The organism is Vibrio sp. 10N.286.48.C11 (assembly GCF_041469805.1).
Classification (GTDB): Bacteria; Pseudomonadota; Gammaproteobacteria; order Enterobacterales; family Vibrionaceae; genus Vibrio; species Vibrio crassostreae_C.
Genome location: NZ_JBFRLK010000019.1, coordinates 1 through 16,063 on the forward strand (window position 1 = coordinate 1; position 16,063 = coordinate 16,063).

The following is a 16,063-nucleotide window of genomic DNA, read 5'->3' on the forward strand; positions in this document are numbered from 1 at the left end:
TAAAACACCATCTTAATGTCAAAATGAATCAACACTACAAAATTTGGAGCGATACATCGGGTTCGAACCGATGACCTCAACCTTGGCAAGGTTGCGCTCTACCAACTGAGCTAGTATCGCATTTTCATTCTTAATATCTCTTAACTTATCAAGCTAAGAAAAAGAATGGAGGCGCCTCCCGGAGTCGAACCGAGGTCCACGGATTTGCAATCCGCTGCATAGCCACTCTGCCAAGGCGCCTTTTTAATTCAACACTTTAGGGACTTAAGTAAGCCGCACCGCTGTGTTCGGGTGCCTACTTTACGGATTGAGGGGAGATAGTCAAACAAAAAAGTGAATTTAAATTCCGTTTGCTGACATTTAAATCAAATTGCTGCATGTTCGATCTCTTTAATCAAAAAACACACAGCAAAATCGAGTTAAACAAGATGTTCTAGCGCTACCACTTCTTCATAAAACGACCGACAAGACTCGGATGATACGCCCAGCAGTGGTCAAACATAGTCATAAGTTGAGGGTTGCCATACTTAGAAAGACTAACCGCATGGAAACGGTTTTTGTGTTCTTTCAACTTTTCAACCTGAGCAATCATTTCGTCTGATTGTTTCGGCGCAATAAAGTCAGAAAGTACGATTAAATCGGCATTCTTGTATTTATCACCAGTCATTAGGTCAATCGACTTCATGAGAACAGGTTCCAAATCCGTACCGCCGTGGAATGAGTAACTTAAGAAGTCGCTCGCTTCACGTAGGCCATCTTGCCTTGTTAACTCATAGGTAATCTGCTCAGAAGAAAAAAGAATCACATAACAGTCTCTCTCTTCTGCAAGAGCAATTTGCATTAAGGCATAAGCCATTGCTTTAGCAGACTGCTCAGGGAAACCACTCATAGAACCCGAAGCGTCCACACAGACGATAAACGGGCCCTTTTCAATATCGATGTTCTTGCTATCTGGTTTTTGCGCCTTCACTTTGCGTAACGTGCGTGATTTACCTTGCGAGCGATAGCTCAGTAAACGCTTGTCGGCCAAGTGCTTGTAAAAGATAACCTCAAGTTCAGGATAAGCTAAGAACATGGTTTCGTTTGGCAGCATCTTGTTAAGGTCATCACTTTCATGAATCCCGACAATATCATCGACCGCTTCATCGCTTTTCTCTTCAACCACCTGCAATTCTTCTACAGGGGCTTTGTGTAGCGAAGGATCATCTTCCTCACCAGCCATACGGCCTAGCTTTTCAGCGATCTCTTGCAAGCCCTTGTGCTTATTCAAGAACTCAGCATGACGTTTCATGATGGTAAGGTCTGTTTTGCTTAATTTGGCAGAAGCCATGTCCCACAAGCGCCCTACACTGCCTTCATCACCCGACTCAGTCACTTTATCCATGTTTTTCATGGTTTCCATGCGCTGATAAAGATCGGCTAAGACTTTTTCTTTGCTTGTTTCAAGTTCAGTTACTTGAGCTTGTTTAATCGCATCAGAAAGTGATTGGTACCATTGGTCGCAAAAGTAGTGTGGAAACATCGCGTTATAAACACCCTTGTTGTTCTCCATAAGGCGTCGAGCTTGTAGATAAAACGCTGAGTGCCACTCGAGCTTTTTGATAACACTGTCTATCTCATCAAAGAACTGAGGTTCATCCCAGTAAATCACTTCTTGATAAAGGGCGATTTCCTCTTGGAATCGATCAGTTTCACACACCTTGGTGACGCGTTTTTTTACTTTACCGCGCCATTTGACTAAGTGGTTTTTCACTGATGTTTTCACACCTTTGTTCTCTGCAGCCATCATGACTTGAGAACGAGCGATGAGATCATTCATCGCGGTATCAATGATTCCGGAATCAGCTACCATCAAAGCGAGGTTTAAGCCGTCTGCTCCTAACATATGCTCTCCTCTTACTCGAAGTACTGGCTCATAAACTTAATACGCTGAGCGATCTTGGCACTCTTCACTTTCGTGGTTTCAAGATCTTGCGTTACCGATTGCAAACTTGCTTCCATCGCTTTTGGTAAATCAGGGTCAATATAGTTATGAGGTAATGCATCATGGAATTCAGTACGAACGCGTTTTAACTTGAATTCAGCTTCAGTTAACTGTTCTAAGGCTTTCTCAGCGCCACTCAACCACTTGTTGTACAGTTCTTGGTCTAAACCGTCAGTAGTAACCACACTCACCAATACAGAGCGATTGGCGATGTCTTTAATCACTAATTGGTTTGATGCATCCAAGTCGAGTTTTAAACGGCATAGGTTTTTATTTTCGTTTACGTAACCGTAAATATCACCGTGACCTTCTTTAAGAACACGATCAAAATCGTCTTTGGCTACGTATACCCAACGGCTATCGCCTTTCTCAGATTCAGAAACCGACATGTTGCTTTGCAGCATAACCAGTTTCACTAGATTGTAAGCACTGCCCACGCTGTACATTTTCGCGTTCTTGATGTCATTCTGGTAAACATCTTTACGCAACAAGCCACTAGTTGACTCCATAGAAAGTGACACCGACAACGTTGATTCAACATCGTCTTGAATCTCTTCTAACTCTTCACGAGACATTTCAATTTGAGCTTTCGACTCTTGTTGATCAAACGCTCGGTTCAATGCAAAGTCTTTCACCACGCTACGAACCACATCACGTGATTCTGGGCTATGCCACAAACAATCTTGCAGAAGCATAATATCCAGCGGGTTCACGCTATCGCGACCACTGAAGAACGCACTCGCTTTCAATAGTTTAACGGCCTTCTTCCAGCGTCTGTCTGATACATACAATTCTGACTCTGAAGCAGAGCCTTGCTTCTTAACCGTCTCTTCAAGCATGGTTTTTAGTTCAAACAACTTATCAAACGAATTGTCTGTCAGTTCCAGCTTATCGAGCTCTTTCTGCCATTGATGATATTCAATATCCGTAATCGCCAAACCTTTTGGAATTACCGCTTCTTGAGAAGTACCCGTTGTCAGCATCGATTTGAAGTTTTGTTTGTTTTGAATACGGTTTACGAACACGCGTACCAACATACGGTCATAAAGTGCTTCCAAGCCACTGTCTTCATCTGGAAGTTCGTTGGATGCCGACACGAGTAGACGCATAGGTACACGTTCAATATCGCTGCCGTTTTTGAAAGTCTTTTCGTTAACGACAGTAAGTAGCGTATTTAGGATTGCAGGGCCGGCTTTCCAGATCTCATCGAGGAATACAACTTGTGCAGTTGGTAGGTAGCCTTCGGTCAGTCTTACGTAACGACCGTTGTCTTTTAATTCTTGGATACTTAGTGGGCCGAACACTTCCTCTGGAGTAGAGAAGCGAGTCATCAAATATTCGAAGTAACTACTGTTGTCAAAAGCCTGAATGAGACGTTTAGCGATAAGGCTTTTTGCGATACCCGGAGGGCCTAATAGGAACACGCTTTCACCAGCCAAAGCGGCCAGTAAACAAAGCTTAATTGTGTCTTCTCTTTCGTAGACACCATCAGAGAGAGCGTGCGCTAATTTGTTGATTCTTTCAGAGAGTAGCGCCTTGTCAGCATGTGAAGAAATAGAAGGGTTCATGCGTTACTCCGAAAATCTTTGAACAGTTGAGAGTGTAGAATTGTTTTTATACATTTGTTAGCACTTTGTTACAAGTGTATTTTATTATTGAGTTGCATTTATATCAGATGGTTACGTCGGTAATTTTGGCGCAATCATAGATTCCAATTATGAGAGTAACATCACGAACGGCGTGAAACTAAATCTATTGCGAAACCTAATTTTTCTTTTATTTTCGACACCATAGACGTTATGGTGGTGCACGTCTTCCGTTATACGAAAAATTGGCAAGGAATGTGGCCAGACTGCATGAGTAAAGTTATCCATAAATGGAAAAGTATTTCTCTCATAGAAGAGAACGTGACGCTCCCTACGAACGTCGTGGTAAAACATACAACAATCAACCACCCTGGCGCGGCAGTTATTCTTCCTATCACTTCGTCTGGAAAAATCATCCTCATTAACCAGTTTCGCCCTTCTCTTAAGAAATGGCTTTTGGAACTACCCGCAGGCACGATGGAAATAGGTGAGACACCTCTTCAATGTGCCCAGCGCGAATTGGAAGAAGAAACCGGTTACAGCGCAACTTCCTTTCAAAGCTTGGGGCAAGTTACCCCTTTAGCTGGATTCTGTGATGAGATTCAGCATTTGTTCGTCGCCAAAGACTTAAGCCTCACCACCCGCTTTAAATGCGACGAAGATGAAGTCATAGAGGTGATCGAACTGAGTCTAGAAGAACTGCACGACAAAATACGACACGATCAAATTACCGATACCAAAACTATCGCTTGTTTAAGTAAAGCCCAACTATGCGGCCATCTATAGCCAATTATATGACTACCTAAAGTACTCTAGGAGAGAAACATGGACTTTCGTTCTGATACCGTAACTAAACCCTCACAAGCCATGCGTGACGCAATGGCAAACGCAGAAGTGGGCGATGATGTTTATGGCGATGACCCAACCGTCAACGAACTAGAACAGTGGGCAGCAAATGAGACAGGCTTTGAAGCGGCAATGTTTACCTCTTCAGGTACACAAGCCAACCTTCTTGGCTTAATGGCGCATTGTGAGCGTGGTGATGAATATCTGTGTGGCCAGCAGGCGCACAACTACAAATACGAAGCTGGCGGCGCTGCGGTCCTTGGTTCTATCCAACCTCAACCAATCGAGAATAACCCAGACGGTACTTTAGACTTTAAAAAGCTTGCCGCTGCGATTAAGCCCGACGACAGCCACTTTGCTCGTACCAAGCTTCTTAGTTTAGAAAACACGATCAATGGTAAAGTCCTGCCAATGTCTTATCTAGCGGAAGCACGTGAGTTCGTAAACCAACACAGACTTCAAATGCACCTAGATGGCGCGCGCGTCTATAACGCAGCAGTCGCATTAGATGTACACATCAAAGAGATCGCACAACATTTCGATTCTATGACGATTTGCTTATCGAAAGGTTTAGGCGCTCCTATCGGTTCATTACTTCTTGGCAACAAAGAATACATCGCAAAAGCACGTCGACTACGTAAAATGGTCGGTGGCGGTATGCGCCAAGCAGGTATTCTTGCCGCAGCGGGAAAAATGGCTTTAACAGAGAACGTTACTCAACTTAAAGCTGACCACGAGAACGCAAAAAATCTAGCGATTGGTTTAAGCAAACTAGAAGGTTTTTCTGTTAACCCTGATTTCATTCAAACTAACATTGTATTTGCTAAGTTAGATGAGTCTGTGGATATCAACCGAATCGCACGCGAACTGGGCGAACAAGGCATTACGATGTCACCAGGGAACCCTGTTCGATTTGTTACTCATAGAGATATCAGTTCAGAAGACATCGCTACTTTCCTAACTAAGTTGGAAAATGCGCTTTAAGCCATACTAAATGTTCACCCAGAACAAATAAGACTTGAGCTTCCTCTTAGGGGAAGCTTTATAATCATGTTTTTATCGGAGTAAAAACGTGCATTACCCAACCTTCGCTCTAATATTACTAGCTCTTTCCTCTAACCTTCATGCCTCTGATTTTGGCGACGCTGAACTAGGTAAAGTTAAATCACCAAGCTGCGTTTTTTGTCATAACCCTACCAGTCAATCGACTAATAACTCCTATCCTAAGCTTTCTGGCCAAGATCCAACCTATCTCTTTAATACAATGAAAGCGTATCAAACCGGAGATAGGCAGGGCGATTACGCGGATATGATGCGAGCGCAACTAAGTAAGCTTAACGATCAAGATTTGAAAGACATAGCGGCTTTTTACGCTTTACAAGATTAGCGGCTCCCACCTTCAATAGGTCAATCATCAGCTAAATAAACATCACCAAGTCGCCTATACTTCAAGCAAACTCACTGAGCTCATTGAAGGTCGGGATAGATATACCTTTACACGTATCATCCAACCCTTACAATGTGCAGCAAATATATTTATCAAGGTTTATCTCTATGTCTATTCAATGGTTTCCGGGTCACATGCATAAAGCCCGCAAAGAAATCGAAGAAGTTATCCCACAAGTTGATGTGATCATCGAAGTACTGGACGCTCGTATCCCGTTCAGTAGTGAAAACCCAATGATCTCTTCACTGCGCGGCGATAAGCCTTGTGTAAAAGTGCTGAACAAGCGTGACCTTGCAGATCCTGAACTGACTCAACGTTGGATTGAGCACTTCGAGAAGGAGCAAGGCGTTAAAGCGATTGCGATTACGACTAGCGTAAAAGAAGAAGTTAACCACGTTATGGAGCTGGTACGTAAACTGGCACCGCACCGTGAACAGATGGGCAAAAACATTCGTACAATGATCATGGGCATCCCGAACGTGGGTAAATCGACCATCATCAACTGCTTGGCTGGACGTACGATTGCGGTTACTGGTAACCAACCTGCGGTAACTCGTCGCCAACAACGTATCAATCTGCAAAATGGCGTGATCCTTTCAGATACTCCAGGAATCCTTTGGCCTAAAGTAGAAAACCCACACAGTGGCTTCCGCTTGGCTGCAACAGGTGCTGTAAAAGATACAGCAATGGAATACGATGAAGTGGCATTTTACACAGTAGAGTACCTAGCAAAACAGTACCCTAACCTTTTGCAAGAGCGCTACCAAATTGAAGAGCTGCCTGAGTCTGACATCGAACTGATGGAAGCGATTGGCCGTAAGCGTGGTGCACTTCGTGCCGGTGGTCATATCGACATTCACAAATGTTCAGAAATCCTGCTTCACGAATTGCGTAATGGCACTTTAGGTAAGGTAACGCTTGAGTTGCCAGAAATGATCACACAAGAGCTGATCGAAGTTGAAGAAGCGGCTGCGCTGAAAGCGGAACAACAGATTAAGAAAAAAGAAGAGCGTCGTAAGCGTTACCTGAAGAACAAGCGTTAATCGCGATTAGTTTTTATAATCTGCTTTAATTTCTGTTTACCACTCTTACACCAGCCTCTAGATATTCACGCTCTATCGATAATAGAGCGTGAATATTGCCCGCTACCGTTTGTTGATCTAGCTAACATACTGACAAATCTATAGAAATGGTCGTTTACAATCCCAAAGACTGTGACATACTACGCAAATTATTGTGTATCAATCTCGGCTAATTTCTCAATGCGCTCTTATTCTGGGTTCAAGAATCAAAGATTTAAAACCTATTTCGATAATGAAATTTATTTGCCGTACATAAATTTCATCTACATCCCTATCTCAATATTCTGTGCTTTTATCGTCACCGACTACATCCACTTTGGTAGCGAGTGCATTACGCCTATCATTTTCCGAGTCATACTTTTTTTATTGATGATGGCCGCCGCCAGATACTGTATTACAAACAAACCCAACGTTTTGAAACTCGTAGAAAGTGCCTTCCTTGTAATTAGCTCACTTTTCTTGGTCTATATCGGTCGACTAGCCATCGAGCTGAACAACTTCGATTACCAAGGTGGCATCATTTTAGTGATGATCTACATTGGTACGTTTTCAAGATTGTCAGCCAGATACAGTATATCTACGCTGTCGTTTATCTTTTTGGCTTATCTCATCGGCCTTGCGCCACTGCTTTATGAAGCGGAGCCAGAGCATGAAATAGAAACAATTTCCGTTTATATCTCGGCTTACATCCTAATCTCAGCGGCCTGTGTTAGACGTGACCTGGAAGTACACAAACGTTTCGCTCAATCCGAGCAACTCCGCAAACAAGCGATTCAGCTTCGCAAGCAATCTAATATGTTCGAGGCCCTTTCCTATCAAGACGCACTAACGGGCTGCTACAACCGCCTTTATCTTCATCAGGTGATAGAACCGAGCATAGACCGTCAGCGATCCATTACATCGCTCATGATAGATATTGATCATTTCAAATCGATTAACGACACCTACGGCCATCAAATGGGTGACATGGTGATTAAAGAACTGGCCGATGAGATTCAAAAACGACTACCGACTAGCAGTAACTGCTTTCGATACGGCGGTGAAGAGTTTTTGGTGCTGGTCCAAGGAGAAACCGAGGCTTCAATTGAATCGCTGGTTAATGCCCTTTTAGAATCCCCTACTCGCCTTAGATTAGAAGTAACAATTTCAATCGGTGTGAAACATGCCCATCAAGCCCTTGGTTCTGTCGAGCAGCTTATCGACGACGCTGACCAAGCACTCTACATTTCGAAAAAAGGCGGTAGGAATAAGATCACATGGTGTGATTAATCGCCCAATATTTCACGCATCTTTGCGAATCATTAAAACGACCACTAATTCAATCAAAAAAGCCCCGAGCAACTTAATACTCGGGGCTTTTGTCTTTGTTCTTCTGCTTTAAAATAGCTTCGTTAAGAACCTGCTACTCAGCAAAAAACAGTATTCAACAAGAATCGACTAAGAATACACAACGCTCGCTGTTTTCTGTTCAAGTTCAACGGGAGAGCTCCAAGAAATCACTTTTTCATTCACTTGGCTGCCACATGGTGCGTTCCAAACTTGCTCTAGTTCTTCTTTGCCACCAATCGCCTGATAAAAAGCAATCGCTTGGTGGTTCTCAGACATCACCTCTAGGTAAAGCCCTGAGTCCGAATAGTATTGCTGCAACCACTTCGACAATTCAGACAACAGACGCTTGCCTACACCTCGTCCACGATAATTATTATCTACATGTAACGCATCGATGAACGTACCACGCTCAAAGTTGTGATTACCGAACGCGCAGACAAAACCAACCAGTAAACCGCCTTCCTCAAGCAATAAAACATGTTGGTTGAAAGGAGGATTAATCAAACGAGTCTGCCAAATAACAGATCTGTCCTCCAAAACATCATGTTCTAGGTAATCATCAGCAAGAATGCCACGGTAATATAGCTTCCAGCTATCCGCGTGTAATTGGGCAATCCGCTCATAATCTTTATATTCAGCTACCTTAATTTCCATTTATTAGCCCTTAGTACTTCCATTTATGACTTGCTACTACATTTCACACTACCTTTATACAATATTTAAGCAAAACATACTAATACACGTTTACACTTTCAATATTGACTTACACGTGTACGCTGATATTCTAGCGCACAGATGTAAGCCCAATGGAAATTTGCTAATGAATAGTGCCGACAAACAATCTACAAAAAAGCCGCCATTAATCTGGCTCAATATTTTTGTGTTCTCTTTTAGTATGCTGCTTGCTGTTGTAGCGGCTCCCGTTTATGGCTACTTTTTTGGCTATGGCATGGAGCACTGGATATGGCTAGCAATCTGCTTTACGTTCTGTAACCTTTCAATCACGACAGGTTATCACCGCTTATGGTCACATAAAGCGTTTGAAGCGCATTCAAGCCTAAGATTCCTGTTTGCATTAGGTGGTGCATTTGCCCTGCAGAACAGCGCGCTACACTGGTCTTCTGATCACCGTGTTCACCACAAGCATGTCGATAACAACGACAAAGACCCATACTCTGCAAAACGTGGATTTTGGTACTCACACATTGGCTGGATGATTCGTAATTACAGCACCTCAATGTACGAAAACTACGAAAACTGCCGTGACCTTAAAAAAGATAAGATTGTTATGTGGCAGCACAAGCACTATGTTCTGTTAGCATTACTAATGAATTTCGGTGTTCCTATCGCTTTAGGCGTGATTTACGGTGACGTGATTGGCATGTTGTTAATCGTAGGTGCAGTTCGTTTGGTACTTAACCACCACACAACATTCTTTATTAACTCTCTTGCTCACATCTGGGGTAGCCAACCTTTTACTGACAAAAACACAGCGCGTGATAACGGTGTGTTAGCAGTACTCACTTTCGGCGAAGGCTACCACAACTTCCACCACATCTTTGAGAACGACTACCGTAACGGCATCTACTGGTGGCAATACGATCCGACAAAATGGTTGATTAAGAGTGCTTCGTTGATGGGACTGGCAAGTAAGCTTAAGAAAACCCCTCAAGCTCGTATTGAGAAAGCTGAAGCGTCAATGTTACTTAAACGCACCCAGCAAAAAATCATGCATCGTGCCGACAAGCAACAAATCGCAGAGAAGCTTCAACAAGAGTTTGATGCTCTAGTATCAAACATGAACGAATATTACGAAGTTAAAAAACAGCTACTTGAAAGCAAGCGCGAAGACGTTGTGAAGAAGTACGAACACTCTGTTCTTAAGGTTCGTTATCAGCAAATCAAAATGAATTTCGAACAACAGAAGAAAAATTGGGCAATGACGGTTGAGCAATACGCTTAAGGTAAAACAGTACGCTTAACACCCCAGTAACAACACAGTTTGATTCTTATTCAAAAGCCCTCATATTGCTATGAGGGCTTTTTTTTAATAAGCATAACCTACTCGGCTCTGGCCCTATGCTCTCGAGTTTGAATTGTGGATGGTAAGAACCATAGTTATTGGATTTCAGAACTCTTTCTTCATTCTGAATTTATACTTATATTACTTAAACTTACCGAGTTTAAAGCGAAGGAATTGAAAATGAGCAAACTGACTATTATTGCAACGATCGTCTCTAAAGAAGACAAAACTGAGCTTGTAAAAGCTGAGATGATTAAATTGATCGATAAAACCCGTGTTGAAGACGGCTGTATTAACTACGATCTGCACCAAGATAACAGTAACCCTGCTCACTTCGTTTTTCATGAGAACTGGGAGTCTGAAGTTCATCTAGAGAAACACTTAGCGAGCCAACACATCGCTGACTACATGGCTGCGACTGAAGGTTGTATTGAAACCTTTGTGCTTAATAAAATGACGCACATTGCCTAACCAGTCACTCAGTACTAATTCAATAAAAAGCCCTGCTCTGATCGCAGGGTTTGTCTTTTCTACAAGCTTATATCTGCTCATTCTAATAATGAAAAAACCCGCCAGAGTAGCGGGTATGGTCAATAATCATGACTGTCAAAGACAGATAGGTAACAACCATCAATCCAATATTGAGTACCACTTTACAGTGGCACTCTGACATTTCTTTTGCTGATCGCTAGCACGGGGGCACTAGTTAAAAGCACGAGCCAAAATGCCATTCCCTTGATATTGGTAAACACTTGAATTACTACTTACAAAGACCGATTCTCCGGGCTTAAGAGAAACTGACCGCCCTTCTGAAGTGACGGTCGCCTCTCCTTCCACACAGAACAAGATCTCCGCGCTACGTAAATACTGTGACTTGCTCTCATCAGTCGCAGACAAGATATCAAAGCCAAAGTCATCCACTGGAATCGGATAGCTCATCTTGCCCTCTTTCAATACAGGCTTAAGACGAATATCTTCTGGCTTAATCGGCTCAAAGATCGTGTTATCGATAAGCTCAGGAACGTCTATGTATTTGGGTGTAAGACCGGCGCGCAGCACATTGTCTGAGTTTGCCATAATCTCCAAACCTGTGCCTTGAACATAAGCGTGAGGTGTTTCTGCGAACAGGAACATCGCTTCACCGGGCGCCAGTTCAACCGTGTTAAGCATTAATGGCGCAAACAAACCAATATCACCCGGATAGTGCTGTTTGAATTCAATGCTGTATTGCAGAGCTTCACGCCCCATAACCGTTTTGGCTGGTCGCGCATGTGCAGCATAAAGCTCATCAAGTGCGGCTTCTTTACGTTCACCTTCAAGAGACATAATTGCGCTAAAGAAAGACTTCAGAGAATCACTGTCGGCATTGGCTTTCAGTACATTAAGCTCAATCGCTAACGAAGGAATATCCGCTTCTTCGAACAAGGCAATAATATCGTCGATTGGACGAAAGCCATTCATCGCTTTGTAAAAGGTCAACGCATAAACCAACTCAGGCTTATGGTTTGGATCTTTGTAATTACGATTTGACGCATTCAAAGGGATACCAAGTGCATTCTCTCGCTCAAAACCTAATTCAGATTTGCGCTTATTCGGATGAACCTGAATCGACAACGGTGTTTCAGCGGCTAACACCTTAAACAGGAAAGGGAGTTCACCGAAACGTGCCGCCGTGTACCCACCTAAGACATCAATTCTATTTTCATCAATCATGTGAGAAAGCGGCTCACCGGTATCGCCTACTTTTGAGCAACCATTTGGATGAGCACCCATCCAAATCTCTGCTTGAGGTTCTTGGTTTGGGTTCACAATACCAAACAGTTGGTTAATGGAGTCTTTGCTTCCCCACGCGTAGTTTTGAATAACGTTGTCGAGTTTAAATAGAGACATAATTACTTCTCATTAAAAATCTGGCTGCCAAGCTTGAGCGTGGCGGCGATATTACGGGCAGTACGAGTCAGGTTTTGATTCGCTTCTAATAAAACTTGGTCTAAAGACTGAGGTGAACGTACAGTTCCAAATAAGCTAGACATTGAACCGTAAAGCTTTTCAACGTCTTGCCCCAAAGAGCCCGCAATTCCTATCGTTGGAATATTCAGCTTTTGAGCTCGCTGAGCGATACCGAAAGGTGTTTTACCTTGCAGGGTTTGGTTGTCCATCTGTCCCTCTCCGGTCAAGACCAGTGAAGCACCTTCAAGAACCTTATCTGCATCCAAAGCATCTAGTACCATCTCAATACCCGCTTTAATTTGGATATTGAATGCCAGACTTAACCCCAGTGGTGTACCACCAGCCGCACCAAAACCAGCTGTGTCTCGATGATTAATACCCGTACGCGCTTGAGCGATATCGGCAAAGTGTCCGATCGCAGTATCAAGTTGTTCAACTTGAGCTTTTGATGCTCCCTTCTGCGGACCAAACACAGCACTTGCTCCGCTTTCGCCACACAGTGGATTATTTACATCACACGCGACCACGAACGTGACTTCTTTACATCTCGGGTGCAGCCCATCAAGATCGATGCTTGCTAGCTGACTTAATTCGGCACCGCCACCAGATAGCTCGTTGCCTTGCTTGTCTAATAACTTGCCTCCCAATGCTTGTAAAATGCCTGCACCTGCATCGTTGGTTGCGCTACCGCCCAAGCCGATAATGATTTGTTCAACGCCTTGATCTAAAGCATCTTTAATCAATAGCCCTGTGCCAAACGAAGATGCAGTTAAAGGTGATCTTTCTTCTACGGTTAATAGGTCTAAACCCGACGCTTGAGCAAATTCCAACAAGGCAGTTTTCACCTTAATTCCATCAAAAGTCTGCTCTAACGATGCCCAATAAGCCGTACATTCGCGACCGATTGGATCCGTCGTTTGCAACTGTTGTTTCTTGCCATTAAGCGCGTCTAGCAACACGTCTACCGTGCCTTCTCCGCCATCGGCGAGTGGCATTTTCACAAACTCTGCGTGAGGGAAAACGTCAGCAAACCCAAGCTCAATACAAGACGCAACTTGATGAGCGTCGAGTGATTCTTTAAATGAATCAGGGGCAATTACAATTTTCATTGTCGTTCACCATTCCCGCCCACCAAGGTGAGCGGGTGATTAAAATTAGAATTTAATTTGGAATGTTTTTGCTTGGCAAGATGCCAAGTGGCCGAAGTCTTCAGATGCTACATCACCTTCGCGTACTCGCTCGTCCATGCTTGTCTCTTTCCAACTTGAAACGGTTTGAGTGAAGGAGATTGAATCTGACACTGAACCTGTTTCTGCCGGGTTGTAGACACGCAGTATCAACGCATCTTCATCTTCCGCTTTCTTCAGCACACTCAGCACAGCGCCTGATTGTTGCTTAGACAGAAGGCTAAAACTCATCGGTAGGTTTTGCTCACCCACATTCAGCTTCATCGCGTTGTAAGGGATCTTGTTGTAGCATTCGATTTGAGTGACATTGTCACGTGCTTGCGCCATGATGTTCGCGTCAATGTGGTTACCAGAGAATCCACACAGCGTGAATTCACACACTAACTTGCCGCGCACTTGTGAATCTGGTGTCGGGATCTTGATACCTGAAGGACGACCCGGACGAAGCAATAGCTCTTCTTTACCTAACACGCCGATACCGCGGAATAGTGTCAGTGCGAAGGTATCTCGGTTTTCGTCACCTTGAGATGCAATCACTTCAAATTCACGTAGACCATTCGACATGATTGCGATGCCCGCGTTACCGTTTTCTAACGCAGCGAAGTTCATCAGTTGGTAAACCGGAACCGGTGCTTCTTTCCACTTCTCTTCTTCCCAAACCGCCATTGCTGGGTCATTGGTTGGTCGAGTAATACAACCGAACTGGTTATCCGCAACCACAGTTTCAGAAACGAATGGCGTTGGTACTAAGACACGTACACGGTGGTCGTCGGCTTGGTTGTCTAGTTCCATACGTACTTCAATGCGGCGAGAACCTTGCTTCAATACCACTTGGCATTGCGCTTCAACGAATCCGTTTTGACCCGTGCGTTCTTCACGCTCTGCAAGGTTTGCAGGTACGTTCATTCGGAAAGCGATGTTCGCTACCGATTGGAAGCCTTGGTGGGCAATTGATGTTTCTACCGGGAATTCATCTGAGTACAGTAACCATTCTTGACGAGATGGAGAGTAGTCGTATTCATCGCCGTCATCAGAGCCGTCTTCTAAACGAAGGACTTGGTCGAATACTTGCTCTGTCTCTTTATCGAAAATAGTCAGAGTACCGTTGTCGTTTACATTGATTCGGTAGTATTCGTTTTCTAATAGGTAGTCCTTTTGCTCGGCAACTTTTACAGCGCCCTTCTCGTTACCTTGGATGTGTAACGTGGTGAAGCCCATTGCTGGAACACTGCGTTTGATTTGAATATCAAACTCCATGAACGGGTCGTAGTTACCGTAGTGAACGATTTGGCGGTCTACTTTACCCGGGTCAATTTGGCGCTTGTCTTGGATGAAGTACTCAACTGGGTTTTCGTTTTCATCAAAGATTGAGAATTCTTGAGCACGGATAGTAATGGTTGTGTTCACCACTTCTTCACGCTCGTATGGAGAAAGGTTAAACATCGCCAACTTGTCGCAACCTTCGCGATCTGGCATGTGGTCAACAATCTTACGCTTGTAGAAATGAATCAGGTTGGTCGCCATGTCGTCCGCAAGGATGTAACGGTTAAGGATCTCAGCGTGAACCTTGTCAGAACAGCAGCAGCCAATCGAGTCATGAGCGTGGTTCTTCATGCTCTCTTTCCACATTTTCTCAATCAAACCGTGGTGGTATTCAAAGCCTAATGTCCAAGCGATAGATGCTAGCGGTTCTAAGATATTTACAATCTTGTTTTCGATTTCTGCATGGATCAGTTTGATGTCCATACGCGTAGAAGAAATCGTACGGTGAACACGCATGTATTTTCCGTCGTTGAATTCACCTTTGATTGTATCGAGTTGGTCGCGTGCCGCTTCTACTTTTTCGAATACTTCTTCAAAGCGGCTCATTGAGAATTCGCGATCTGGGTAGATTTCGCGGAGCTTGTCCATTACTTCAAAGATGTCTTTTTGAATCGGCATTTGGTCATGGCCATTCGGCAGCAAAATGTCTTTCGTTACCGATGGCTTTTCTAGCACTGGGAAGTACTTATCTAAACGAGCACGCAAGCCTTCTTCGTCTTGTGGAAGGTATTTGCCAATTGCGTAACCTAGCGGAAGCACTTGTGCCGTAACTTCACTGCCGTCGTTTGATTGCCATAAGAATTCTGTTTTGTTGGTGCCATGACGTTCTGAACAACCACGCCAGAACATTGCACGCGTGATGTCGAAACCGTTGTAGATCATCGGCAGCTGTGAGCTCATGCTGAATGAATCTGGTAGGTAACCGATCTTCATTGCATCGCCAAATTTCATACAGTCACGAATGCCATACATCATGTTACGTACAATTGACTCACCAGAAACTTGCATTGTGTCGGTTTGAGAATACCAAGGGCCAATAATTAGCTTGCCCGCTTCAACCAATGCTTTTACGCGTTCTGTGTTCTCTGGTTTGATCGCAAAGTAGTCTTCTAGAACAGCGGTTTGACCATCTAGAACGTAGTATTTGTATTCTGGATCACTCTCCAGACGGTTCATGATTTCTTCCATGTTGTTCACAAGAAGAATGCGAGACTCTTCTGTTGTGAAATACCATTCACGATCCCAGTGCATGTGTGGAGTAATATGTACGCGTGATGTAGTCATAATCATTTACCTAAATGTGTCG

At 43.8% G+C, this 16,063-nt stretch carries 13 protein-coding genes and 2 tRNA genes; 7 read left to right on the forward strand and 8 right to left on the reverse strand.

Annotated features, from left to right (window positions below; translation table 11 throughout):
- Nucleotides 1-44 precede the first annotated feature (44 nt).
- The 4 genes from AB4209_RS06365 to AB4209_RS06380 form a co-directional block, all read right to left on the reverse strand.
- Nucleotides 45-120 (reverse strand) — tRNA-Gly (locus tag AB4209_RS06365).
- 46 nt (nt 121-166) lie between these two features.
- A tRNA-Cys gene (locus tag AB4209_RS06370) sits at nt 167-240 on the reverse strand.
- 199 nt (nt 241-439) lie between these two features.
- A complete protein-coding gene (gene viaA, locus AB4209_RS06375) occupies nt 440-1,885 on the reverse strand; it encodes an ATPase RavA stimulator ViaA (protein WP_017064542.1) in 1,446 nt (481 codons plus the stop codon).
- A gap of 11 nt (nt 1,886-1,896) precedes the next feature.
- Nucleotides 1,897-3,552 carry an ATPase RavA domain-containing protein gene (locus tag AB4209_RS06380; RefSeq protein ID WP_017067123.1) on the reverse strand — a complete coding sequence of 552 codons (1,656 nt, stop codon included), beginning with the start codon at nt 3,550-3,552 and terminating at the stop codon, nt 1,897-1,899.
- Between the two features lie 288 nt (nt 3,553-3,840).
- Here AB4209_RS06380 and AB4209_RS06385 point away from each other — a divergent pair, with 288 nt between their 5' ends.
- The 5 genes from AB4209_RS06385 (at nt 3,841) to AB4209_RS06405 (ending at nt 8,214) form a co-directional block, all read left to right on the forward strand.
- Nucleotides 3,841-4,356: an NUDIX hydrolase gene (locus AB4209_RS06385; protein ID WP_372055210.1), complete on the forward strand. Its 516-nt coding sequence runs from the start codon at nt 3,841-3,843 to the stop codon at nt 4,354-4,356.
- 39 nt (nt 4,357-4,395) lie between these two features.
- Nucleotides 4,396-5,400, forward strand: a complete 1,005-nt coding sequence (ltaE, locus tag AB4209_RS06390) for a low-specificity L-threonine aldolase (protein ID WP_372055212.1) — start codon at nt 4,396-4,398, stop codon at nt 5,398-5,400.
- 88 nt (nt 5,401-5,488) lie between these two features.
- Nucleotides 5,489-5,803, forward strand: a complete 315-nt coding sequence (locus AB4209_RS06395) for a cytochrome c (RefSeq protein WP_017069125.1) — start codon at nt 5,489-5,491, stop codon at nt 5,801-5,803.
- Nucleotides 5,804-5,970: 167 nt separating this feature from the next.
- Complete coding sequence (gene ylqF, locus AB4209_RS06400) at nt 5,971-6,906, forward strand: ribosome biogenesis GTPase YlqF (protein WP_029405588.1); 936 nt, start codon at nt 5,971-5,973, stop codon at nt 6,904-6,906.
- Nucleotides 6,907-7,188: 282 nt separating this feature from the next.
- Nucleotides 7,189-8,214: a GGDEF domain-containing protein gene (locus tag AB4209_RS06405; RefSeq protein WP_229647827.1), complete on the forward strand. Its 1,026-nt coding sequence runs from the start codon at nt 7,189-7,191 to the stop codon at nt 8,212-8,214.
- A gap of 168 nt (nt 8,215-8,382) precedes the next feature.
- Here AB4209_RS06405 and AB4209_RS06410 read toward each other — a convergent pair whose 3' ends face one another.
- A complete protein-coding gene (locus AB4209_RS06410) occupies nt 8,383-8,928 on the reverse strand; it encodes an N-acetyltransferase (RefSeq protein ID WP_017062600.1) in 546 nt (181 codons plus the stop codon).
- Nucleotides 8,929-9,094: 166 nt separating this feature from the next.
- On the opposite strand from AB4209_RS06410, the gene AB4209_RS06415 reads away from it, so the two are divergent.
- Nucleotides 9,095-10,237 carry a fatty acid desaturase gene (locus AB4209_RS06415; protein ID WP_017062601.1) on the forward strand — a complete coding sequence of 381 codons (1,143 nt, stop codon included), beginning with the start codon at nt 9,095-9,097 and terminating at the stop codon, nt 10,235-10,237.
- Nucleotides 10,238-10,477: 240 nt separating this feature from the next.
- The gene (locus AB4209_RS06420) at nt 10,478-10,768 is read left to right on the forward strand and encodes a putative quinol monooxygenase (RefSeq protein ID WP_017062602.1); all 291 of its coding nucleotides are present in this window, start codon (nt 10,478-10,480) and stop codon (nt 10,766-10,768) included.
- Between the two features lie 231 nt (nt 10,769-10,999).
- On the opposite strand, the gene manA is transcribed toward AB4209_RS06420, so the two are convergent.
- The 3 genes from manA to mngB are packed head-to-tail and all read right to left on the reverse strand — an operon-like array spanning nt 11,000 to nt 16,041.
- Nucleotides 11,000-12,187 (reverse strand): mannose-6-phosphate isomerase, class I, encoded by a 1,188-nt coding sequence (gene manA / locus AB4209_RS06425; protein ID WP_102567512.1) that lies wholly within the window; start codon nt 12,185-12,187, stop codon nt 11,000-11,002.
- A gap of 2 nt (nt 12,188-12,189) precedes the next feature.
- Nucleotides 12,190-13,356, reverse strand: a complete 1,167-nt coding sequence (locus tag AB4209_RS06430; RefSeq protein ID WP_372055215.1) for a glycerate kinase — start codon at nt 13,354-13,356, stop codon at nt 12,190-12,192.
- Nucleotides 13,357-13,401: 45 nt separating this feature from the next.
- Nucleotides 13,402-16,041, reverse strand: a complete 2,640-nt coding sequence (gene mngB / locus AB4209_RS06435; protein WP_372055216.1) for a mannosylglycerate hydrolase — start codon at nt 16,039-16,041, stop codon at nt 13,402-13,404.
- Nucleotides 16,042-16,063: the final 22 nt, after the last annotated feature.